The 23,819-nt window shown below is 60.2% G+C and carries 17 protein-coding genes and 2 pseudogenes; 9 read left to right on the top strand and 10 right to left on the bottom strand.

The window, feature by feature from the left end; genetic code table 11:
- The 10 genes from QOL84_RS27200 to edd all read right to left on the bottom strand — a co-directional run bounded on the left by QOL84_RS27200 (position 1) and on the right by edd (position 12,748).
- Positions 1 to 1,350 carry a carbohydrate porin gene (locus QOL84_RS27200; RefSeq protein ID WP_129395194.1) on the bottom strand — a complete coding sequence of 450 codons (1,350 nt, stop codon included), beginning with the start codon at positions 1,348 to 1,350 and terminating at the stop codon, positions 1 to 3.
- A gap of 228 nt (positions 1,351 to 1,578) precedes the next feature.
- A complete protein-coding gene (locus QOL84_RS27205) occupies positions 1,579 to 2,739 on the bottom strand; it encodes an ABC transporter ATP-binding protein (RefSeq protein ID WP_123593657.1) in 1,161 nt (386 codons plus the stop codon).
- A gap of 2 nt (positions 2,740 to 2,741) precedes the next feature.
- The gene (locus QOL84_RS27210; RefSeq protein ID WP_283439224.1) at positions 2,742 to 3,587 is read right to left on the bottom strand and encodes a carbohydrate ABC transporter permease; all 846 of its coding nucleotides are present in this window, start codon (positions 3,585 to 3,587) and stop codon (positions 2,742 to 2,744) included.
- Positions 3,580 to 4,488, bottom strand: a complete 909-nt coding sequence (locus QOL84_RS27215) for a carbohydrate ABC transporter permease (protein ID WP_008082808.1) — start codon at positions 4,486 to 4,488, stop codon at positions 3,580 to 3,582. The genes QOL84_RS27210 and QOL84_RS27215 overlap by 8 nt, the downstream gene beginning before the upstream one ends.
- A 150-nt stretch (positions 4,489 to 4,638) precedes the next feature.
- On the bottom strand, positions 4,639 to 5,940 hold the full coding sequence (locus QOL84_RS27220) for an ABC transporter substrate-binding protein (protein WP_129395196.1): 1,302 nt from the start codon (positions 5,938 to 5,940) through the stop codon (positions 4,639 to 4,641).
- Positions 5,941 to 6,058: 118 nt separating this feature from the next.
- The gene (locus QOL84_RS27225; protein ID WP_283439225.1) at positions 6,059 to 7,318 is read right to left on the bottom strand and encodes a D-mannose isomerase; all 1,260 of its coding nucleotides are present in this window, start codon (positions 7,316 to 7,318) and stop codon (positions 6,059 to 6,061) included.
- Between the two features lie 308 nt (positions 7,319 to 7,626).
- Positions 7,627 to 9,096, bottom strand: a complete 1,470-nt coding sequence (locus tag QOL84_RS27230) for an ATP-binding protein (RefSeq protein ID WP_283439226.1) — start codon at positions 9,094 to 9,096, stop codon at positions 7,627 to 7,629.
- Positions 9,086 to 9,817 carry a response regulator gene (locus QOL84_RS27235; protein ID WP_025112821.1) on the bottom strand — a complete coding sequence of 244 codons (732 nt, stop codon included), beginning with the start codon at positions 9,815 to 9,817 and terminating at the stop codon, positions 9,086 to 9,088. The genes QOL84_RS27230 and QOL84_RS27235 overlap by 11 nt, the downstream gene beginning before the upstream one ends.
- A 154-nt stretch (positions 9,818 to 9,971) precedes the next feature.
- The gene (locus QOL84_RS27240) at positions 9,972 to 10,925 is read right to left on the bottom strand and encodes a glucokinase (RefSeq protein ID WP_283439227.1); all 954 of its coding nucleotides are present in this window, start codon (positions 10,923 to 10,925) and stop codon (positions 9,972 to 9,974) included.
- Complete coding sequence (gene edd, locus QOL84_RS27245) at positions 10,922 to 12,748, bottom strand: phosphogluconate dehydratase (RefSeq protein WP_283439228.1); 1,827 nt, start codon at positions 12,746 to 12,748, stop codon at positions 10,922 to 10,924. The genes QOL84_RS27240 and edd overlap by 4 nt, the downstream gene beginning before the upstream one ends.
- A gap of 220 nt (positions 12,749 to 12,968) precedes the next feature.
- On the opposite strand from edd, the gene gap reads away from it, so the two are divergent.
- From gap to QOL84_RS27285, 9 genes and pseudogenes are all read left to right on the top strand, one after another.
- On the top strand, positions 12,969 to 13,970 hold the full coding sequence (gene gap, locus QOL84_RS27250) for a type I glyceraldehyde-3-phosphate dehydrogenase (protein ID WP_129395201.1): 1,002 nt from the start codon (positions 12,969 to 12,971) through the stop codon (positions 13,968 to 13,970).
- 203 nt (positions 13,971 to 14,173) lie between these two features.
- Complete coding sequence (locus QOL84_RS27255) at positions 14,174 to 14,701, top strand: RNA polymerase sigma factor (RefSeq protein WP_283439229.1); 528 nt, start codon at positions 14,174 to 14,176, stop codon at positions 14,699 to 14,701.
- A 101-nt stretch (positions 14,702 to 14,802) separates the two neighbouring features.
- A complete protein-coding gene (locus QOL84_RS27260) occupies positions 14,803 to 15,768 on the top strand; it encodes a FecR family protein (protein ID WP_283439230.1) in 966 nt (321 codons plus the stop codon).
- Positions 15,769 to 15,888: 120 nt separating this feature from the next.
- Positions 15,889 to 18,444, top strand: coding sequence for a TonB-dependent receptor (locus QOL84_RS27265; RefSeq protein WP_283439231.1), 2,556 nt, complete (start codon positions 15,889 to 15,891; stop codon positions 18,442 to 18,444).
- A 112-nt stretch (positions 18,445 to 18,556) separates the two neighbouring features.
- Positions 18,557 to 19,165, top strand: coding sequence for a biliverdin-producing heme oxygenase (locus QOL84_RS27270; RefSeq protein WP_283439232.1), 609 nt, complete (start codon positions 18,557 to 18,559; stop codon positions 19,163 to 19,165).
- Between the two features lie 153 nt (positions 19,166 to 19,318).
- Positions 19,319 to 19,708: a YbaN family protein gene (locus QOL84_RS27275; protein WP_283439233.1), complete on the top strand. Its 390-nt coding sequence runs from the start codon at positions 19,319 to 19,321 to the stop codon at positions 19,706 to 19,708.
- A gap of 663 nt (positions 19,709 to 20,371) precedes the next feature.
- Positions 20,372 to 21,379: pseudogene (locus QOL84_RS29620) on the top strand (methyl-accepting chemotaxis protein); the annotation flags it as partial.
- 330 nt (positions 21,380 to 21,709) lie between these two features.
- Positions 21,710 to 22,237 (top strand): annotated as a pseudogene (locus QOL84_RS29625) (methyl-accepting chemotaxis protein); the annotation flags it as partial.
- Positions 22,238 to 22,409: 172 nt separating this feature from the next.
- Entirely contained in the window at positions 22,410 to 23,756 is a 1,347-nt protein-coding gene (locus QOL84_RS27285; RefSeq protein ID WP_283439235.1) for a CoA transferase, read from the top strand.
- Positions 23,757 to 23,819 lie beyond the last annotated feature (63 nt).

A 23,819-nucleotide genomic window follows, 5' to 3' on the forward strand; every position in this document is an offset into this window, starting at 1 on the left:
TTAGAACGTAGACTGAATTTTCAGGCCAGCGACCAATGCGTTGTCCACTGCATCCACACCGCCCGGGTGAGTGATGTATTGCAGGTTAGGACGTACGGTCAGCCAGTTGGTGACGTGGAAGCCGTAGTTGATCTCGTAGTTGTATTCGGTTTCACGAATCGGCGAGAACACCGGATTGTCGTAATCCGATACACCGTTGGAAACGTTGAGCAGCTCGGCGTTTTTCTTCACGTCGTCGTTGACGTGGATACGCGCCGCACCGATACCGACGTCATCCTTCGGACGCGCGTCGAACGGGCCCTTGTAGACAAACATCACCGACTGGTAGTTGTCGATGAAGTTGGTGTCCTTGTCGTGGAAGGTCGCATTGGCAGCGATGTTCAGACCGCGGGTCGCATCACCGTTGTGGCTGGTGAGTTGCTGTTGCGCGACGAACCAGTAGCCGCTTTTGCTGCTGTGGGTCTTGTAGGCGTTGCCAGTGGTGGCTGCATCGAAACCGTTGACGTCTTCGCGAACGTCGTCGGCATCAGCCGTGCTCTTGTAGTAACCGACGCGGTATTCGCCCGGCAGGCTGTTGACCTTCGGCGACCAGACCAACTCGACTGGCAACACAGTACCGGCGGTGCCACTGCCGCTGAGCTTGAAGCCGTTGCCGTGTTCCAGTTGCGACGGGTTCTGGTTGTACGCACCGATTTGCGCGTAGAGCTCGTCGTTGATGTTGTACTTGACGCGGATCGCGGCCTGGCTGACTGGCCAGTTGTACCAGATGTTGGTTGCCCAGTTACCCACTTGCGAACCGCAGAACGCGAGGTTCTGGAAGTCGCACGGGAAGGTGTTGAAGTCTTCGCCTTCACCGAAGTAACCGGCCTTGACGTCGAGCTTGTTGTCGAAGAACTGGTGCTGAATCCACAACTGGGTCAGACGCACCATGTGGCCACGGCCGTAAACTTCTTGCGAAGAACTCAGGGTGCCAGCACGCGGATCGCCAACGCGGTCGTTGGAGATGTTGTAGCCGTTACGGTTGGTCAACTGGATCTTCGCCTGGGTGTTATCCCAGCCCCACAGCTTTTGCAGATCGAGTGCCACGCCCAGACCGAACTGGTCAGCGTAACGCGCGGTCTTGTCGTCGTTGTAGCCACCGTGCAGGTTGCCACCGACTTCCCCAACGTAGTCGGCCTTGATGTCGATACCCTGCTCGATCAGCTTGGTCCGCTCGCCACCCCAGTCACCGGTCATCCATTTCGAATCGGAGCTGAAGGCATCCGCCGCCATGGCGTTACCGGCCAGCACCAACGCCGCCGCAGCTGACACTTGGCAGATCAACCGGACATTGACGTGTTTCTTTTTCATCCCTACATCCTCGTCTTTATTGTTATTAACTGTTTTTATCTAACGCGGTTTACATAAATTGCGATGGATTACAGGCAATCCGCCGCGTGCTCCTTTGTAGGAGTGAGCCCTGTGGCGAGGGGATTCATCCCCGTTGGGCTGCGTAGCAGACCCCGCTTTTATGGGGCCGCTGCGCGACCCAACGGGGATAAATCCCCTCGCCACAAAAGCCCTCTCCTACATCAAATTTCAGCGGCCTTTGAATTGGGCCACGTTCGCAGACCGCGCATCGGTCTGTGGTTGGCCGGCAGTGCCCAGACGCTCGCCAGTCTTGGCATCAAACAGCAGCACTTTCGACGGATCGAATTGCAACGTCAGACTCTCGCCCACCTGCGGTGCCACGTCCGGCGCCAGTCGGCAGCAGACTTTGGTTTCATTCAAATTGACGAACACCAAGGTGTCCGGACCGGTCGGCTCGGTGACCTGCACTTCGGCACGAATGCTTGGCAGGCCATTGCCCTCGCCGTTCGCCAGAACGATCTGTTCCGGGCGCAGGCCGAGGATCACTTCGCGATCTTCGAGGCCGGCGTCCTGCATGCTCATCGGCAGCTCGCAACGCGCCTGACCGCTGTCGAGCAACGCCAGCAAACGGCCGTCCTTGCGTTGCAGACGCAGTGGAATGAAGTTCATCGGCGGCGAACCGATGAAGCTCGCCACGAACAGGTTGGCCGGGTCGTTGTAGATCTCTTTCGGCGTACCGAACTGCTGAATGATGCCGTCCTTCATCACCGCCACTTTGTCGCCCAGGGTCATTGCTTCGATCTGGTCGTGGGTCACGTAGACCGTGGTGGTCTTCAGGCGCTGGTGCATCAGTTTCATTTCGGTACGCATCTCGACGCGAAGCTTGGCGTCGAGGTTGGACAGCGGTTCGTCGAACAGATAGATCTTCGGACGACGCGCCAGCGCACGGCCCATCGCCACACGCTGTTGCTGACCACCGGAGAGCTGGCCCGGCTTGCGATTGAGCAAGTGTTCGATCTGCAGCAGTTTTGCCACGCGCGCGACTTCTTCGTCGATCGCCGCCTGAGGCATCTTGCGAATCTTCAGGCCGAATTCGATGTTCTCGCGCACGCTCATGGTCGGGTACAGCGCGTAGGACTGGAACACCATGGCGATGTCACGATCCTTCGGGCTCATGCCGCTGACGTCCTGGTCACCGATCATGATCGCGCCGCCGGTGATGGTTTCCAGACCGGCGATGCAGTTCATCAACGTCGATTTGCCGCAGCCCGACGGGCCAACGAGGATCAGGAATTCGCCTTCCTTGATCGACAGTTCGATGTTCTTCAGGGTGTCCGGCAGGCCGGCACCGTAGGTCTTGTTTACGTTGCGAAGTTCGAGCGTTGCCATGATTACCCCTTGACTGCGCCGGCCGTCAGCCCGCGCACGAAATACTTGCCTGCGACCACATAGACCAGCAGGGTCGGCAGGCCGGCGATCATCGCCGCTGCCATATCAACGTTGTATTCCTTGGCGCCGGTGCTGGTGTTGACCAGGTTGTTCAGCGCCACCGTAATCGGCTGCGAATCACCGCTGGAGAACACCACACCGAACAGGAAGTCGTTCCAGATCTGGGTGAACTGCCAGATCAGGCAGACCATGATGATCGGCGTCGACATCGGCAGAATGATCCGCCGGAAAATCGTGAAGAAACCCGCGCCATCCAGGCGTGCGGCTTTCACCAGCGCATCCGGAATGCTCACGTAGTAGTTACGGAAGAACAGCGTGGTGAACGCCAGACCGTAAACCACGTGGATAAACACCAGGCCGGCGGTGGTGCTCGCCAGGCCCATCTTGCCGAGGGTGAACGAGGCCGGCAGCAGCACGGTCTGGAACGGCAGGAAGCAGCCGAACAACAGCAGACCGAAGAACAACTGCGAACCACGGAAGCGCCAGAACGACAGCACATAACCGTTCAACGCGCCGATAGCGGTGGAGATGACCACCGCTGGCACGGTGATTTTGATCGAGTTCCAGAAGTAGCCGTCAACGGTGGCCCAGGCCTTGACCCAGCCGATACCGCTGACCACGGTCGGCCAGCTCAGCAGGTTGCCGGTGCTGATGTCTTCCGGGGTCTTGAAGCTGGTCAGCAACATGACCACCAACGGCACCAGATAAAGCAGTACGGCGAGGATCAGCACCGCGTAGATCGCGATGCGACTCAGGCTGATAGCAGGTTTGGCAGCGAGACTAGTCATTGCGCTTGGTCCTCAGCTCGGAATACAGGTAAGGCACGATGATCGCGAGGATCGCACCGAGCATCAGAATCGCACTGGCCGAGCCCATGCCCATCTGGCCGCGACTGAAGGTGAAGGAATACATGAACATCGCGGGCAGGTCGGAGGAATAACCCGGACCACCGGCAGTCATCGCCGCGACCAGGTCGAAGCTCTTGATCGCAATGTGCGCGAGGATCATCACCGCACTGAAGAACACCGGACGCAGGCTTGGCAGCACCACTTTCCAGTAGATCATCGGCATGCTCGCGCCATCGATCTGCGCGGCACGGATGATCGATTGATCAACGCCACGCAGGCCGGCGAGAAACATCGCCATGATGAAGCCCGAGGCTTGCCAGACAGCGGCGATCACCAGGCAGTAAACCACGCGATCAGGGTCGATCAGCCAGTCGAGACGGAAGCCTTCCCAGCCCCAGTCCCGCAACAATTTGTCCAGGCCCATGCCCGGGTTGAGCAGCCATTTCCAGGCGGTACCGGTAACGATCATCGAGAGCGCCATCGGGTACAGGTAAATGGTGCGGATAAAGCCTTCGCGACGGATGCGCTGGTCGAGGAACACCGCCAGCAACACGCCGATCACCAGAGTGATACCGATGAACATGCCACCGAACACCGCGAGGTTTTTGCTCGCGACCCACCAGCGATCGTTGTCGAACAACCGCGCGTATTGCGCCAGACCAGCCCACTTGTAATTGGGCAGGAAGGTCGAGGTGGTGAACGACAGCACGAACGTCCACAGGATGTAGCCATAGAAGCCCACCAGCACGATGAACATGCTCGGCGCCAGCACCAGTTTGGGTAGCCAGCGTTGCAATGCATCGAACGGCGAGGCCTTGCTGAACACAGCAACAGAACTCATGGGGAAATCCAGTACGAGAGAAAAGGACTACTTGGGCAACTCGTCCCCTTGTAGGAGTGAGCCTGCTCGCGATTGCGGTGTGTCAGTTGATGAATCTGTTACCTGACAAACTGCTATCGCGAGCAGGCTCACTCCTACAGGGTCCAAGGATTACTTGGACGACTTGATCGCTGCGCCAAGTTTCTTGGCGGTGTCGGCCGGGTCGGCTTTCGGGTCGTTGATGTAGTTGGTCACGACATCAAAGAACGCGCCTTGTACCGCCAGCGTGGTCGCCATGTTGTGCGCCATGCTTGGTTGCAGGCCGCCGGACTTGGCGTCCGCCAGGAAGTCTTTGGCAGCAGTCTGTGCGCAGGAGTCGAAGCCCAGCGATTCCATGTTGTTCAACATGTCGTTGCGAACCGGGATCGAGCCTTTGTTGATGCTGAAGACTTTCTGGAAGTTTTCACCCAGCACGACTTTGGCGATGTCTTTCTGACCGGCAGCAGTGCCTGCGTCTTTCTGCTTGAACACAGCCAGCGAGTCGATGTTGTAGGTGAACGCCTTGTCGGTGCCCGGGAAGGCTACGCACTCGTAATCCTTGCCAGCGACTTTCTTCGCGGCTGTCCATTCGGACTTGGCCCAGTCACCCATGATCTGCATGCCGGCCTTGCCGTTGATGACTTTGGCCGCTTCCAGGTTCCAGTCCTGACCTTTGCCGTCGACGTCCATGTAGGTCGCGACTTTCTTCAGCTCGGTCAGTGCCTTGACCATTTCCGGACCGGTCAGTGCGCCGTTGTCCAGATCAACCAGGGCTTTCTTGTAACCATCGACACCCATGACCGAAAGCACCACGGCTTCGAACACGGTGCTGTCCTGCCAAGGCTGGCCGCCGTGGGCCAGCGGAATGAAGCCCGCAGCTTTCAGCTTGTCGCCAGCGGCGTAGAATTCTTCGAGGGTGGTCGGGTTCTTGGTGATACCGGCTTTCTTGAAGACTTCCGGGTTGATCCACAGCCAGTTCACACGGTGAATATTCACCGGCACGGCCACGTAATCACCGTCGTACTTCACGGTATCGGAGACTTTCTTGTCGAGCAGGCTGTCCCACTTTTCCGACTTGGCGACGTCTTTCAGTACGTCGGTGTCGAGCAGGCCGGTCGACGCCCATTCCTGGATGTCCGGGCCTTTGATCTGAGCAACGCCAGGCGGGTTGCCGGCGACTGCGCGGCTTTTCAGCACGGTCATGGCAGTGGCACCGCCACCACCGGCGACAGCGCCGTCTTTCCAGGTGAAACCGTCTTTTTCGACTTGCGCCTTGAGCACATCAACAGCGGCTTTTTCGCCACCGGACGTCCACCAGTGCACGACTTCGACCGAACCTTTGGATTCGGCAGCGGAAACACTGAGAGGCAGAATTGCGAGCGGGAACAGGGAGGCGACAGAAATGACAGTAGCGAGGCGAGAAATCGCATTCATCTGAGATGTACCTTTCTTGTTGTTATGCATGCAAGTCTGGTGCTTGCGCTGCACAGGAGTTTAAACAGGGCGATTCCCTTCGCAGGTAACGAAGGGACGCGCGAATGTCACCACATGGTTACACAGGAGTGCCCTGGAACAAGTGCGCCAAGGCAGTCGCCATGCTGGGTGACAAGGGTAGACGAGGGACCAGTACCGCTTGCCAGGCGTGATACAGATCGGGTTTGCCCGCCCAGATATCGGCACTTGGCACGTTTTGCGGATTGAGCTCGTGGTGCCAGCTGCCGTCGCAACGGTCGATGAAATTCTCTTCGCAGAATTCCCAGAACAGCCGGTACCAGGTTTCGTATTGTTCATCGCCGGTGCGTTTGAGCAAGGCGCTGGCAGCGGCGCTGGCTTCGGCGTGCGTCCAGTGCAGGCGATGGCGGACGACGGCCTTGTTGCCCCAGTCGAGGGTGTAGACGATGCCCGGCAAACCATCGACGTTCCAGCCGTTGCGGCAGTTGTTCTCGAAGAGTTTCTGCGCATCGGTCGCGAGCCAACCCGGTGTGAGCATGCCCGCCTGGACCCGCGCCGCTTCGAGGTGCAGCAACAGCCGCGCCCACTCGAAACCGTGGCCCGGCGTGGTGCCGTAGGGGCGGAAACCATCAGCAGGATTGTCGTGGTTGTATTCGCGCAACGGCTGCCAGTCGCGGTCGAAGTGCTCGATGACCATGTAACCGTTGGCGGCGGCGTGGCCATGGATCACCCGCTCGACGATGCGTTGCGCACGCACCAGCCAGCGCGAGTCTTCAGTGACATCGGCCAGGGCGAGGAACGCTTCGGTGGCGTGCATGTTGCTGTTGGCGCCGCGATAAGCTTCTTCTTCACGCCAGTCGCGGTTGAAGAATTCGCGCATGGCGCCCTCTTCTTCGCTCCAGAAATACGTGTCGATGATGTCGATGGCGTCATCCAGCAACGCTTGCGCGCCGGGGCGTTTGGCGACCACAGCGGAGCTGGCGGCCAATGCGACGAACGCGTGCAGGTAGGCATTCTTGCCGGTGTTGTCGTCACGGTGTTCGGCGACGGCGAACCAACCGCCGTGCAATGCATCGCGCAATGGCCCGCGCAGGGCGGCGATGCCGTGATCGATCAGTTCGGCGAAACCCGGCAGGCCCTGGATATGGGCCATGGCGAAGCTGTGGGTCATGCGCGCAGTGTTCATGGTTTCGGCTTGCGCGTTGGCCGGCAGACGGCCGCGTTCGTCGAGGTTGCCGAAGCCTTCAGGGAGTTTTGCTGCCTTGGCGAAATCCAGCAGGCGCAGGCCTTCGGCGGCGAGCCATTGCTGGTGGGCAGGGGCGTTCAGCCAACTGCTGAAGCCGGGTTGGAAGAGATCCATGGTTGGCCTTTTTTGTTGTTATGACTGCGGGGAGTCTAAACAACGGGCCGGGGTGGGCTTGTAACGAAGGGGGCGGGGTTTGTCACCAGCCCGTGACAAAGAGCAACCCCTCACCCCAGCCCTCTCCCGGAGGGAGAGGGGGCCGACCGCGGGGTATTGAAGAGTTACGCCGACCTGAAAGTTTTCAGCGAAACCATAATCGACACAGTGTTTCAGGTCGATATATGACGCAAGACAACTCGGTCAGTCCCCTCTCCCTACGGGCGGTCCGACGTTTCGGGAGGGCTAGGGTGAGGGGTTCTTTTGATCTAATCCACTGAACGCGGCAATTGCAGGGTCACCCGCAACCCACCCTCACGCAAATTCTGCAACGTCACTTCGCCGCCATGACTGTGAGCAATATTGCGCGCAATACCCAACCCCAACCCATACCCCTGCTGCTGCCCCGCCAACCGGAAGTGCGGCTCGAACACCTGCTCCAGCCGCTGCTCCGGCACGCCCGGCCCTTCATCGTCGACATGCAAGACAAACGCGCTGTCATCGTCATCGATGTGCAGATGCGCGTTCTGCCCATACTTCAAGGCGTTGTCGATCAAATTGCCGATGCAACGCTTGAGCGCCAACGGTTTGCCCGGATACGCCGCCAACGCCCGGCCCTGCTGAGTCACGCGACCATTGCCGTTCGGCGCCAGATACGGCTCGACCAGACAATCGAGCACATGGTTGAGATCCACCGGCTCGATGTTCTCGTGGATGTCGGTGTCTTTCACGCATTGCAGCGCGCCTTTGACCAGCAGTTCCAGCTCGTCCAGATCACGGCCGAACTTGGCTTGCAGGGTTTCGTCTTCGAGCAATTCGACGCGTAGGCGCAAGCGCGTGATCGGTGTGCGCAGGTCGTGAGAAATCGCACTGAACAACTGACTGCGTTCGGTCAGGTAACGGCTGATGCGTTCGCGCATTGTGTTGAACGCACGGCCCACTTCGACCACTTCACTGCCGCCACCCTCGGCCACTGGCTCGACGTCGGCGCCCAGCGACATGTCCCGCGCTGCCCGTGCCAGACGCTTGAGCGGCCGGCTCTGCCAGTGCACCAATACGCCGATGAACAGCAGCAGAAAGCCGCTGGTGAGGACGATGAACCACACCTGCTGCGACGGCAGGCCTTGCTCTTCAAGACTGGTGTACGGCTCGGGCAGTAAAGAGGCGATGTACAGCCATTCGCCCGGCGCCATCTGGATCTGTGTGACCAGCACAGGCGGGTTCACCGGCTCCAGGGTCAGCGCGTAATGCGCCCACGAACGTGGCAACTCATCGAGCTTCAGCCCGGCGTTGAAAATCCGCAGGTCCTCGGGACTGACAAAGGTCACTGAAATATCCGTGTCATGGCCGAGGGTCTGGCGCAGTACTTCGTCGACCGCTTTCATCACCGCCGCTTTACGCGGCGTCACCGGTAGCACGTCCATGCCGAGCGGTTTGTCGTTGAGCGTCACGACAAATCGGGTGCCGCCCATGCTGCGCAATTGGTCGAGTACCAACGGCCGGTAAGCCACCGGCAACGAGCGGAAGTAACTGACGCTGGCGGTCATCGAATGCGCAAGGCTGCGGGCGCTGGTGACCAGGCCTTCGAGCTGCGTGGCGCGCAGTTGCGAAACCCAGATCACACTCGACAGTGTTTGCGCGAACAACACCGCCAACAGCGTCAAGAGCAGCATTCGCCCAAGCAACGAGCGCGGCACCGGCACCCTGGCGGCGATTTTGCGCAACGACTCAGTGACCATTGCCGGCAACCACGTTGGCTGCCAGTTGATAACCGCTGCCGCGCACGGTGCGAATCAGTCGTGGCGGTTTTTCAGTGTCGCGCAGGCGCTGACGCAAACGGCTGACAGCCATGTCGACGATGCGATCGAGCGGCATCAGGTCGCGGCCACGGGTGGCGTTGCCGATGGTGTCGCGGTCGAGGATTTCCTGCGGGTGATCAAGGAACAGTTTCAGCAGAGCGAAGTCGGCACCCGAGAGGATTACTTCCTCGCCGTCGGTGTGAAACAGCCGATGGCTGACCATGTCCAGCCGCCACTCGTCGAACGCCAGCACTTCACTGCCGCTGCGTTCCTGACCGAATTGCGCACGGCGCAGCAGGGCTTTGATGCGTGCCTGCAACTCGCGAGGGCTGAAGGGTTTGCCGAGGTAGTCGTCGGCGCCGAGTTCCAGCCCGATCACGCGGTCGGCTTCGTCGGAGCTGGCGGTGAGCATGATGATCGGCACCTGCGCCTGACGCGGATGCTGGCGCACCCAACGGCACAGGCTGAAACCGTCTTCGTCGGGCAGCATGACATCGAGGATCACCAGATCGCTCGGCGCTTCGTTGAGTGCCTGACGGAAACTGGCGCCATCGGCGGTGGCCCGCACCTGAAACCCGGCGCGGGTCAGGTAGGTTTCCAGCAACTCGCGTATTTCCTGGTCGTCATCGACCAACAATATCGACTTGTTGACTGAGCTCACTTCGAAGGCATCCTTGTTGTTGGAATTGGGGCGGATTATGCCTGATGAACCGATCGTTCCCACGCTCTGCGTGGGAATGCCTCAAGGGACGCTCTGCGTCAAGTGACGCGGAGCGTCACGGGCTGCATTCCCACGCAGAGCGTGGGAACGATCCTCAGCCAGCTTGCTCGAGGGCTACACCCGCGCCCATAAGGCCGGAATACGGCGCTGTCACCAGCCACACCGGAATGCCTTTGAAATAATCGCTCATACAACCTTTGTCCGCGAAGCTGCGGGCAAAACCGCTTTCGAGGAAGAAATCGGCAAAACGTGGAATCACACCACCGACGATAAACACCCCGCCACGCCCGCCCGTGGTCAGCACGTTGTTGCCGGCCACACGCCCAAGCCAGCAGCAGAACTGCTCGAGCACTTCCAGGGCAATCGGATCGCCCGCCAGACCGGCCGCGGTAATCGCTTCCGGCGTATCGAGTGTCGGCTCATGGCCATCGACCGCGCAGATCGCCCGGTAAACCCGTGGCAATCCACCACCGCTCAACGCGGTTTCGGCGCTGACATGGCCGATCTCGTTATGGATGTGCTGCCACAACTGGGTTTCACGCGGGCTGCTCAGCGGCAGATCAACGTGACCGCCCTCGCCCGGCAACGCCGCGAAACGACCTTCCCCCAGATCGAGCAAAGTGCCGACGCCAAGGCCGGTGCCCGGACCGATCACCACCGCCGGACGCAACGGTTCCGGCGTGCCTTCGCAAACCACACGGAATTCGCCCGGCTGCAAACGGGTCATGCCCAGCGCCATCGCCGAGAAGTCGTTGACCAGCAATAACTGCTCGACCTGCAAGGTTTTGCAGAATGCAGTGCGGCTCAGCCGCCAGTGATTGTTGGTGAACTTGAATTCATCGCCGCTGACCGGGCCGGCCACCGACAGGCACACTGAACCGATCGAACCCGGTGCCAAGCCAAGCCCGCTCAGATAGAGGCTGATCGCCTCTTCCGGGCTGGCGTGGTCGGCGGTGGCCAGGATCTGAACCGCTTCCAGTTGCTGGTTTTTCCACAGCGCAAACCGCGCGTTGGTGCCTCCGATGTCACCGACCAAAGCCAGTTTCAATTAAGCGTCTCCAGGGCAGAAGTAAAGGCGCTGGCGCCCTGCTCTGCCGAGCTGAAGGCCATGCGCATGAAGCCGAACAGCTCACGTCCGCTGCCGATGTTGTTGGCCAACAGGCCCTTGGCGGGTTCGCGCGCTGCAAATTCTGCGGCGTCGACCTTGAGCTCCAAGGTGCCTTTGACGCCATCGACGCGGATGATATCGCCCTCTTGCACGCGTGCCAAAGCGCCGCCGACATAAGCTTCGGGGCTGACGTGAATTGCCGCCGGGATTTTCCCCGAGGCGCCGGACATGCGTCCGTCCGTCACCAGCGCAACTTTGAAGCCGCGATCCTGCAGCACACCGAGGAACGGCGTCATCTTGTGCAGCTCGGGCATACCGTTGGAGCGCGGGCCCTGGAAGCGCATCACTGCAACGAAATCTTTTTCCAGCAGACCGGCCTTGAACGCGTCGGCCAGATCCTGTTGATCCTGGAACACCATCGCCGGCGCTTCGACGATCTGGTTTTCCAGCGCCACAGCGGACACCTTCATCACACCGCGACCGAGGTTGCCTTCCATCACGCGCAAACCGCCTTCCGGCGAGAACGCACGGGCGACCGGACGCAGGATGTTTTCGTCGAGGCTGTCGAGCGGGCCTTCGCGCCAGATCAGTTCACCGTTATCAAGGAACGGTTCTTTGGTGTATTTGCTCAAGCCGTGACCGAGCACGGTGTTGACGTCTTCGTGCAACAGACCGGCGCCAAGCAGCTCGCGGATCAGGAACGACATGCCGCCCGCTGCCTGGAAGTGGTTGATGTCGGCTTTGCCGTTCGGGTAGACGTGGCTCAGGGTCGGCACGACTTCGGAGAGGTCGGCCATGTCCTGCCAGGTCAGTTGAATGCCTGCGGCCATGGCGATGGCCGGCATGTGCAGGGTGTGGTTGGTCGAACCGCCGGTGGCGTGCAACGCAACAATCGAGTTGACCAGCGACTTCTCGTCGACGATTTCGCCGATCGGCATGAAGTTGCCGTTCTGCTTGGTCAAGCGCGTCACTTGGTGCGCGGCTTCGCGGGTCAGCGCGTCACGCAGCGGCGTGTTCGGGTTGACGAACGAGGCACCCGGCAAGTGCAGGCCCATGACTTCCATCAGCAATTGGTTAGTGTTGGCGGTGCCGTAGAAGGTGCAAGTGCCCGGGCTGTGGTAGGACTTCATCTCCGATTCCAGCAGCTCTTCGCGGGTGGCTTTGCCTTCGGCGTACTTCTGGCGGACGTCGGCTTTTTCCTTGTTGGAAATCCCCGAGACCATCGGCCCGCCCGGCACAAAGATCGTCGGCAGGTGACCGAAACGCAGCGACCCCATCATCAGGCCCGGAACAATTTTGTCGCAGATGCCGAGCATCAACGCGCCGTCGAACATGTTGTGCGACAACGCCACCGCCGTGGACAACGCGATCACTTCGCGGCTCGGCAGGCTCAGTTCCATGCCCGGCTCGCCTTGGGTGACGCCGTCGCACATTGCCGGCGTACCACCAGCGAACTGGCCGACCGAGCCGATTTCGCGCAGGGCGTTCTTGATCTGTTCCGGGAACACTTCATACGGCTGGTGCGCCGAGAGCATGTCGTTATACGAAGAAACAATGGCGATGTTCGCCGAGTTCATCATCCGCAAGCTGTGTTTGTCTTCAGTGCCGCAACCGGCCACGCCGTGGGCGAAGTTGGCGCATTGCAGCTTGCCGCGCATCGGCCCGTCAGTGGCGGCGCCGCGAATCAGTGCAAGGTAAGCCTGACGCGTGGCGCGGCTGCGGGCGATAAGCCGTTCGGTGACCTCAAGAACGCGGGGATGCATGTGTAGAACTCCAGGCTAACGGATGTGGCGACCTGATTGTCTATGCTGATCAAACGCCGTTGTTGTTGGAATGACAGACGGCTTTTTTGACCAATCGGACCAGTTGATTCAGGTCACTCGTTGTAGATAAAACAAAATATTGCCACTAAAAAGGCTTGTTTTCTATTTTTATGCGAATAATCTTGTAATTCCAACAACAAAACGACGGCGGCGCTGTTCCATGACTCTTCGAATCGCAATCAATGGTTTTGGCCGCATTGGCCGTAATGTCCTGCGCGCACTGTATACCCAAGGCTATCGACAGGATTTGCAGATCGTCGCCATCAACGATCTGGGCGACAGCTCGATCAACGCCCATCTGCTCAAATACGACACCGTTCATGGCACGTTCGACGCGCAAGTCGAGCATGATAACGAGAGCCTGACGGTCAACGGCGACCGCATTGCCGTCAGCGCGATCCGCAACCCGGCCGAACTGCCATGGGCCGCGGAAAAAATCGACGTGGTATTCGAGTGCACCGGTCTGTTTACCGACCGAGCCAAAGCCGCCGCGCATCTTACTGCCGGCGCACGCAAAGTGATCATCTCGGCCCCGGCCAAAGGCGCCGACGCCACCGTCGTTTATGGTGTGAACCACGACATTCTGCGCCAATCGCACCAGATCATCTCCAATGCTTCGTGCACCACCAACTGCCTGGCGCCGGTTGCCCAGGTGCTGCACCGTGAGCTGGGCATCGAAAGCGGTCTGATGACCACCATCCACGCCTACACCAACGATCAGAACCTGACCGACGTCTATCACACCGACCCGTACCGCGCGCGTTCGGCCACGCAGAACATGATCCCGAGCAAGACCGGCGCCGCTGAAGCGGTGGGCCTGGTGTTGCCGGAACTGGCGGGCAAACTGACCGGCATGGCCGTGCGCGTACCGGTGATCAATGTGTCGCTGGTGGATTTGACCGTGCAGTTGAAAAAAGAAGCCAGCGCCGAGGAAGTCAACGCGCTGCTCAAGGCTGCCAGCCAACACTCGAAGATATTGGGTTACAACACGTTGCCGCTGGTTTCCAGCGACTTCAACCACAACCCGCTGTCGTCGATCTTCGACGCCAACCACACCAAATCCAGCGGCAAACTGCTGAAAGTGCTGGCCTGGTACGACAACGAATGGGGCTTCTCGAACCGCATGCTGGATAACTGCCTGGCGTTGTGTAACGCGGAATAAGGTTGCCCTGCCCCCCTGTAGGAGCTGCCGCAGGCTGCGATCTTTTGATCTTGTTTTTAAGATCACCATCAAAAGATCGCAGCCTGCGGCAGCTCCTACATTGGGTTCCATACCGGGCTTTACCGTTCTTTGACAATTCAGGGCTTGACCATACGGGCAGATGATAAGCATTATCATTTGCTCAAAATGGATCAGGTCCTCCCGTGAGTCAATCGCGCTTCAACCACGTCTTCCTCACCCAGCGCATGTCCCTGCTGCGGACGCTGGAACGGATGGTCAACAATCACAGCACCGCTGAAGACCTGTTGCAGGAGACCTACCTGCGCGTGACGCGGGCGCTGAGCGAGCGGGCCATCGATCATCTTGAACCCTTTGTTTTCCAGACCGCGCGCAATCTGGCGCTGGACCATTTGCGTGCGCGCAAGATCCATTCGCGCACGATGGTCGATGACGTGCCGCAGGACATCGTGCACAGCATCGCCGCCCCCGCCAGCAGCGCCGAAGACGCCGCCCACGCCGAACAAATGCTGGAGCGCCTGAACGTGAGCCTCAGTCAACTCAGCCCGCGTCAGCAACAAATTTTCATCCTCAGCCGCTTGCACGGGCACAGCTATCAGGAAATTGCCGACGAACTGAGCGTTTCCCTCAGTACCGTGCAGAAGGAATTGAAACTGATCATGACCATTTGCATCGGCGTCGCCGAACGACACGACAGCAGCGGCAAGCTGTAAGCTTCAAGCTCCAAGTAAAAACGAAAAGCAGTGCACGCATCTGGCTTGCAGCTTGCAGCTTGAAGCTTGAAACTGCTTCGCCAGAAGCCCGAGGAAACACCGTGACGGACACCCACCGCTCGCCTTCGCCAGATTCGGCGCAGGACGCTGCAACCGCAATGGACCAGGCTTTGGACTGGCTCATCGTGCTCGGCAGCCCGGACGAGGAGCAGACCCGGCAGTTCCACGCATGGCTGGAGGCCGACCCGCTGAATGCCGAGGCGTTTGCCAAGGCGCAGGCGATCTGGGACGGCCCGCAAATCGCTCAATGTGCGCAAAGCCTTGCCGCAAAACCGGCGAAAGTCACCGTCCTCAAGCGTTTGCGTCCCCACTGGAAACCACTGGCCACTGCGGCGGTGCTGTTGCTCGGGTTGTTCAGTTTCAGCAATTTGCCGATGCGCATTCAGGCCGATCACCTGACCGTGGTCGGCGAGCGTCAGCGCCTGCAACTGGAGGACGGTTCGAAAGTCCTGCTCAACACCAATTCGGCGTTCTCCAGCACCATCGACGATCAGCAGCGCGTGGCCCGGCTGTATCAGGGCGAGGCGTATTTCGAGATTGCCGGCGGGCGCAACCAGCCACTGGAAATCGACGCCGGCCCGGTCAAGGCCAGCGTCCGTGACACGGCGTTTGCCGTGCGTTATCTCGATGGCGTGGCGCAGGTCAACGTGCAGCGTGGCGATGTCGATCTGCGCGCGACCCATGACGATGCACGGGTGCGTTTGTCGGCCGGTGAGAGTATTCGCATCGGCCCCAACGGTTTCGACCGCCCGGCGAAACTCGATGCCAACACCGATCTGGCCTGGGTCCAGGGCCGACTGGTGTTCGAGAACTGCCCGTTGAATCAGGTGCTGGCCGAACTGCGTCGTTACTATCCCGGCTGGATCATCAATACCAATGAACAGCTGGCCGACGTTAACGTCACTGGCAACTACCGGCTCGATCAGCCGCTCGACGTGGTTCGCTCCCTCGCCCACATCACCTCGGCGCGCCTGCAGGAATTCCCGGCGCTGGTGATCCTGAACTAAATGAGAATTATTTTTACTCGATAGCGGAAGCCCGTTCGTCTCGTTATAGCCAATGCAATTGATTCGCATCACGATGCCAATCAGCAACTATAAAGATTCGTGCGACACGGAGCGCTATCGATGTCCTCACGCCTTACCCGCCAGACCTCCCCTTCCCGCGTATTGTCGCTGCTGACCGCCGCCATTCTCATGGCCGGCACCGCACCGCTGATGGCTGCCACCGAGCAGCCGGGACGCAACATGGGTGATTACTCGTTCGCCATCGGCCAGCAACCGCTGGTGTCGGCACTCAATGCCTTCACTGCTGTGACGGGTTGGCAGGTCGGCTTGCCGGCAGAGTTGGGGCAGAACGTATCGTCGCCGGGCGTGCGCGGTTCGCTGCCACCGGAAAAAGCCCTCGAGCGTCTGTTGGTGGGGACCAACCTGAGCTTCCGCAAGCTGAGCAACAACAACGTCGTGCTGGAAAAACGCAACGCCGGCGGTTCCCTCAATCTTGATCAGGTGACCATCAGCGCCACGCGTCAGGAACAGTCGGTGAGCAGCGTGCCGGCCACCGTCAGCGTGCAGACCCGCGAGGATCTGGATCGCAACAACGTCAACTCGATCAAGGATCTGGTGCGTTACGAGCCGGGCGTTTCGGTGGGCGGTGCCGGTCAACGTGCCGGCATCACTGGCTACAACATCCGTGGTATTGACGGTGACCGCGTCCTGACCCAAGTCGACGGCGTGCAAGTGCCAGACAGTTTCTTCAACGGTCCGTACGCGCAGACCAACCGCAATTACGTCGACCCGGAAATCGTCAAACGCGTCGAAATTCTCCGTGGCCCGGCCTCAGTGCTGTACGGCAGCAATGCGATTGGCGGCGCCGTCAGCTACTACACCCTCGATCCGGACGACATCATCAAGCCTGGCCAGGACGTCGGCGCACGGCTGAAAACCGGTTACAGCTCGGCCGATGACAGCTGGCTGACCTCCGGCACCGTTGCTGGCCGCACTGGCGACTTCGACGGTTTGCTGCACCTGAGCCAGCGCAACGGTCATGAAACCGAATCCTACGGCGAAACCGGTGGCACCGGCCTGAACCGCACCGAGGCCAATCCGCAAGACGTGCGCACCACCAACGTGCTGGCCAAACTCGGCTGGAACTACGCTGACGACGCGCGCTTCGGCCTCACCTACGAACACTACAAAGACGATCGCGACACCAATCAGTTGAGCGCCGTCGGTGGCCCGTTCAACGCTGGACGCGGGTTTGGTTTCTACAAGGCGCGCACCGGCAACGACACCGTTACCCGCGAGCGTTTTGGTCTGGAACACCGCTTCGCACTGGACACCGCGTTGGCCGACAACATCAAGTGGTCGCTCAACTACCAGATCGCCAAGACCGACCAAACCACCCAGGAAATCTACGCGCCGTCGCGCACCGTGTTGCGCAACCGCGACACCAATTACAAGGATCGCCAGTGGGTATTCGATGCGCAGGCTGACAAGTCGTTTGCCATCGCCGACACCGACCACACCATCACCTACGGCACGACCATCAAGCAGGACAAAGTCACCGGACTGCGCACCGGCAACGGCACCTGCCTGACCGTCAGCGGCGCCTGCCGGGTGATCGGTGCGCCAAGCGCCGCCGACACCCTGAAACCGGCCAGCGACTTCCCGGATCCGACCATCAACAGCTACAGCCTGTTCGCGCAGGATCAGATCAGCTGGGGTAACTGGACGTTCCTGCCGGGCGCACGTTACGACTACACCCAACTCAAGCCGCACATCACCGATGAGTTCCTCGCCACTGCCGACCAGAGCGGCAACGGTCAAGTCAGCGACAAGGAAAAAACCTGGCATCGTCTGTCGCCGAAGTTCGGCACGACCTACAGCTTCAACGATAACTACACCTGGTACGGTCAGTACGCCGAAGGCTTCCGCACGCCGACCGCCAAGGCCTTGTACGGTCGCTTTGAAAACCTCGCGGGCGGCTACCAGGTCGCGCCGAACCCGGATCTGGAACCGGAAAAAAGCAAAAGCTATGAAACCGGCCTGCGTGGCCAATTTGAAGCGGGCACCTTCGACGTTGCGGTGTTCTACAACAAGTACCGTGATTTCATCGATGAAAACGCGATCACTCCGGGCTACTCCGAGACCACGTTCCAGAGCAACAACATCAAACACGCCACCATCAAAGGCGTGGAGCTTAAAGGTCGCCTGAACCTCGATACCTTCGGCGCACCGACCGGCCTCTACACCCAAGGCTCGATGGCGTATCTGTACGGCCGCAATGACGACAGCGGTCAGCCGCTGAACAGCGTCAATCCGCTGACCGGCGTGTTCGGTCTCGGTTATGACCAGGATAAATACGGTGCGTTGCTGAGCTGGACGCTGGTCAAGCGCAAGGATCGTGTCGACAGCACCATGTTCAAGACACCGGACGGCACCAGCACCCAGTTCAAGACCCCGGGTTATGGCGTGCTCGACCTGGCCGGCTTCTACAAAGTCACCGACGATGTGACCGTCAACGCCGGTCTCTACAACCTGACCGACAAGAAATACTGGCAGTGGGATGACGTGCGCGGTTACGACAGCGTCGGCGAAGCCTCGGTCACGCAGCCGGCCAACCTTGATCGCCTGACCCAGCCGGGCCGCAACTTCGCGATCAATCTGGTCTGGGACATCTGATCCGGCCGACCTCACGGCGCGTGTCCACGCACCGCCCCGTGAGGTTTTTTTACGCTCGCGCGCTTGCTGGTTCGTCTCGTTAGCAAGCGCCTCAATTTCTCAAGGATTTGTCATGACCGCTCAAGACACCGAACAACGCCCTGCCCTGCGTTCGCAACGCTTGAACCAGATCACCAACGAGCCGCACACCAAGCTCGATGCGCTGGTCAAGGCGCATGCGCCGTTCGAGACCCGCGCCAACTTCGCCCGTTTCGTGGTCGCGCAGTACCTGTTCCAGTCAGAACTGGTCGACCTGTACAACGATGCCGAACTGACCGCGATCGTGCCTGACCTGCCCGCGCGTTGCCGCGCCGAAGCGGCCAGGGCTGACCTCGCGGATCTCGACACCGAAGTCCCTGCACCGGTCGCCGGCGCGGTGAAAAATCCGAGCAAGGCCCGTGCACTGGGCTGGATCTTCGTGTCTGAAGGCTCGAAGCTCGGCGCTGCGTTCCTGATCAAACGCGCGGTGGCGCTGGAGCTGAGCGAAACCTTCGGTGCCCGTCACCTCGGTGAGCCAGAAGGTGGCCGTGCCGAAGGCTGGAAGAGTTTCGTGCGTACCCTCGATTCGCTGCAGTTCACTGCCGAGGAAGAAGCCGAAGTCGAGCAAGGCGCGATCGATGCGTTCAACCGCTTCACCGTGTTGCTGGAACAGGCCTACGCCACCGAAGCCGAACTCGCCTGAGTCACAAAAATCCCCCTGTAGGAGCTGCCGCAGGCTGCGATCTTTTGATCTTGAAAACAACCTCAAAAGATCGCAGCCTGCGGCAGCTCCTACAGGGGGAGCGCGTAAGTCTGTAAGATCTCCATTCCGCTTCAGAAGCAATCCGCTGAGCCCATGCCGCAACCCGCCTCCTCAAAACTCGCCCGCGTGCTGTTCGGCCTCTTGGCCTACGTCAGCCTCGGCATCGGCCTGATCGCCATTGTCGTGCCCGGCCTGCCGACCACCGAGTTCATCCTCCTCGCCGCCTGGGCCGCGACCCGCAGCTCGCCGCGCCTGAGTGCCTGGCTGGAAAACCATCGGCTGTTCGGGCCGATTCTGAGTAACTGGCGCAACGGCAAGATCATCGCGCGCAAAGCCAAAGTCAGCGCGACGATAAGCATGCTGCTCTGCGCGACGTTGATGCTAGTGATGCTCGATCACGGCTGGCCGATCTATCTGGCGATTGCCGGGATGGGGTTGGGAAATCTGTGGATCTGGTCGCGCCCGGAATCGATTCCTGTTTAAGCCACACCGAGTTTCTGTGTGAAGAACTTTTGTGGTGAGGGGATTCTGTGGCGAGGGGATTTATCCCCGATTGGCTGCGAAGCAGCCACAGTCCAGAAACCCTGATTTGTCAGACAGAACCCATTCTCAGGTTTTGGGCCTGCTTCGCAGGCCATCGGGGATAAATCCCCTCGCCACAAAAGCTATCCAATTCACGCAAACACTTCCCTGAAATTGTTCTGATTTCCAGCACTTTCCCCTGCGCAAACGTTTAGCGATGACCGTTCGTCGGCAACCGCCTCATGCCCTCTCGCCTCGCGCCGATGAGCATTGAATGGCGCTGAATGGATTTGGCGAACCGGATAGTTCATATCCGCCTGCCACCCGTTTATTCATTCGCGAGATCGCCCCATGTTCGACTCTCTGTCCATTCGCCTGAAAATCGTCCTGCTCTCCGGTCTGTGCCTGCTCGGTGTGGTCGCACTGATCGTCGGCATGAACATTTACCAGACCAACCAGAACGACGAACTGGTCAGCAATTCCAGCAATCAGCTGCTCACCGCCAGTGTGCAGAACCTGCTGCAAGCCAAGGCCGCCGAACAAGCGGTGCGGGTGCAGAAAACCTTCGGCGAAAGCCTGACGGTGATCACCGCCCTGGCTGACCAGATCAAGGACATGCGGGTGATGGCCGCCAAGCGCTCGCTGGACGCCGGCGCCCTGCGCGAAGAGTTGAACCTGAGCCTGAAAACCGCCTTCGAGCGCAACGACAAAGTGCTCGGCATCTGGCTCGCCTTTGAACCGAACGGCCTCGATGGCAAGGACAGTGAATTCGTCAGCGACGCCGCGCGCCAGTCCAACGAAGCCGGGCGCTTCGCGACTTACTGGAGTCGCGCCGCCGGTTCCTCGCTGAACACCATCATGGTCGAAGAAGACCTGACCAAAACCACCCTCAGCGTCAGCGGCACGCCGTACAACAGTTGGTACACCTGCCCTCGCGACAACAAGCGCACCTGCTTGCTTGACCCGTATGCCGACACCGTGGGCAACAAGGAAATGCTCATGACGACCATTTCCGTACCACTGATCATCGACGGCAAGGCCATCGGCGTGGTCGGTGTCGACATTGCCCTCGACGCCTTGCAAGCGGCCGCCGTGGATTCCCAGCGCAACCTGTTCAACAACGCCGGGCACATGCTGATTGTCTCCGGCAGCGGCGTGCTCGGTGCCGACAGTTCCGACGCGAGCAAAGTCGGCAAAAAAATCAGCGACACCCTCGGTGCCGATGGCAAGGATGTCCTGCAACTGCTGACCTCCGGCACACCGAAGATTCTCGAACAGGGCGAGCTGATTCGTGCCGTGTACCCGGTTGACCCGATCGGCAACTCGCGTGCCTGGGGCGTGGTCATCGACCTGCCGAAACACGTGTTGCTGGCCGATTCGGTCAAGCTGCAAGCAGTGCTCGACGACGCCCAGGAAACCGGCGTGATCACCGCACTGCTGGTCGCCGTCGCCGCCGGTCTTGTTGGCCTGTTGCTGATCTGGCTCACGGCGTCCGGTGTGACCCGGCCGATCAACAGCGTCGCCGAGATGCTGAAGAACATCGCCAGCGGTGAAGGTGATTTGACCCAACGCCTGAACTACAGCAAAAAAGATGAGCTGGGTGAACTGGTGAACTGGTTCAACCGTTTCCTCGACAAGCTGCAACCGACCATCGCGCAGATCAAGCAGAGCATCACCGAAGCGCGCGGCACTGCCGACCAGTCTTCGGAAATCGCCCGTCAGACCAGTGAAGGCATGCAGGTGCAGTTCCGCGAGATCGATCAGGTTGCGACCGCCTCCAACGAAATGAGCGCCACCGCCCACGACGTCGCTAACAGCGCATCCAACGCCGCGAATGCCGCGAAAGGTGCCGATCAGTCGGCCAGGGATGGCATGTCGATCATCGAGCGCAGCACCCGCGACATCAACCAACTGGCCGATGAAGTCAGCAAAGCGGTGACCGAGGTCGAAGCGTTGGCGGTCAATAGCGAGCAGATCGGCTCGGTGCTGGAAGTGATCCGCAGCATCGCCGAACAGACCAACCTGCTGGCGCTCAATGCGGCGATTGAAGCGGCACGTGCCGGTGAGAGCGGGCGTGGTTTCGCGGTGGTCGCCGACGAAGTGCGTAACCTCGCCAAACGCACGCAGGATTCGGTGGAAGAAATTCGCGTGGTGATCGAGCGCATTCAGACCGGCACCCGTGGCGTGGTCGCGACCATGCATTCGAGCCAGACTCAGGCGCACCACAACGCCGGGCAGATTCGTCAGGCGGTCGATGCATTGGGCAAGATCAGCGACGCGGTAACGGTGATCAGCGACATGAACCTGCAAATCGCCAGCGCCGCCGAGCAGCAGAGCGCGGTGGCCGAGGAGGTTAACCGCAACGTTTCGGCCATTCGTACCGTGACCGAAACCCTGACCGGGCAAGCCACTGAATCGGCAGCGATCAGCAGCCAGCTCAATGCCTTGGCCAGCCAACAGATGAAATTGATGGACCAGTTCCGCGTCTAAACCACACCGCATTTCCCTTGTAGGAGTGAGCCTGCTCGCGATCGCGGTGGATCAGTGGAACATGTGTCGACTGATCTACCGCGATCGCGAACAGGCTCACTCCTACAGGAGCTTTCATCTAATCCAATAATGTTTTGCACTATCATCGCCCTCTCGCTCCGGAGGGCCTTCGATGACTGATTTACTCACGTCCATTCAAGCCGCACTCGGCTTGCCGCACACGCCGATTCCGTTCACCGATCACGGCGCCCTGCCCTCGGCGTTCGCCGTCACTGACCTTGCGTGCGCGAGCATCGCCGCTGCCGCTCAGGCCGTCAGCGAATTGATCCAGCAGCAGACCGGTCATTTGCCGGCCATTGCAGTCGACCGTCGATTGGCTTCGTTCTGGTTCTCCAGCTCGCTCCGCCCGAGCGGCTGGCAAGTGCCACCGCTGTGGGATCCGATTGCCGGTGACTATGCAACGAAAGACGGCTGGATCCGCCTGCACACCAACGCCCCGCACCATCGCGCCGCTGCCGAAAGCGTGCTCGGCGCCTGCGCTGACCGAACGGTGATGGCGGCGAAAGTCGCGCAATGGGCGAGCACGGATCTGGAGCAAGCGGTGGTCGAGGCCAAGGGTTGCGCCGCCGAAATGCGCAGTTGGGCGCAGTGGCAACATCATCCGCAAGGGTTGGCGGTGAATGCCGAGCCGCTGGTGCATTTTCTCGATTCGCCGGATGAAAACGCGCAACCGTGGCAAGGCTCGGTCGAGCGACCATTGGCCGGGATCAAGGTGCTGGATCTGACGCGCGTTCTGGCTGGCCCCACCGCCAGTCGCTTTCTCGCCGGCCTTGGCGCTGACGTATTGCGCATCGACCCGCCGACCTGGAACGAGCCCGGTGTGGTGCCGGAAATGACCCTCGGCAAACGCTGTGCGCGTCTGGATCTGCAGGATCCGGAGGATCGCGCGGTGTTCGAAAACCTCCTCAAGCAAGCCGATATTCTGCTCCACGGCTACCGCGCCGACGCACTGGAACACCTCGGTTTCGGCGCCGAACGCCGCCGGCAACTGGCACCGGGTCTGATCGACGTCAGCCTCAACGCCTACGGCTGGAGCGGCCCATGGCAGAACCGCCGCGGTTTCGACAGTCTGGTGCAGATGAGCAGCGGCATCGCCGAGGCCGGGCAGCGTTGGCAGCAAGCTGACAAACCGACGCCGTTGCCGGTGCAGGGGCTGGATCATGCGACCGGGTATGTGATGGCGGCGAGTGCGATCCGACTGTTGACCGAGCGTTTGGAGACCGGTCGCGGTGGCGCGGCGCGGTTGTCGCTGGCGCGGACGGCGAAGTTGTTGATTGAGTGTGGGCCTGGCACGGGTGAAGTTTTACGCGACGAGGATGAGCAGGATCAGGATTCCTTTCTGGAGCAGACACCGTGGGGGTCGGCGCATCGGTTGCTGGCGCCGATAAAGATCCGCGGCACACCGCTGGAGTGGGCGTTGCCTGCCACGGACTTGGGTTCACACCGCCCACAGTGGTGAATCTGAAACCGCTATCGCGAGCAGGCTCACTCCTACAGTTGACCGCATTCCATCAGTAGAAAT

The sequence above is a fragment of the Pseudomonas helmanticensis genome, from assembly GCF_900182985.1.
Taxonomy (GTDB): Bacteria; Pseudomonadota; Gammaproteobacteria; order Pseudomonadales; family Pseudomonadaceae; genus Aquipseudomonas; species Aquipseudomonas helmanticensis.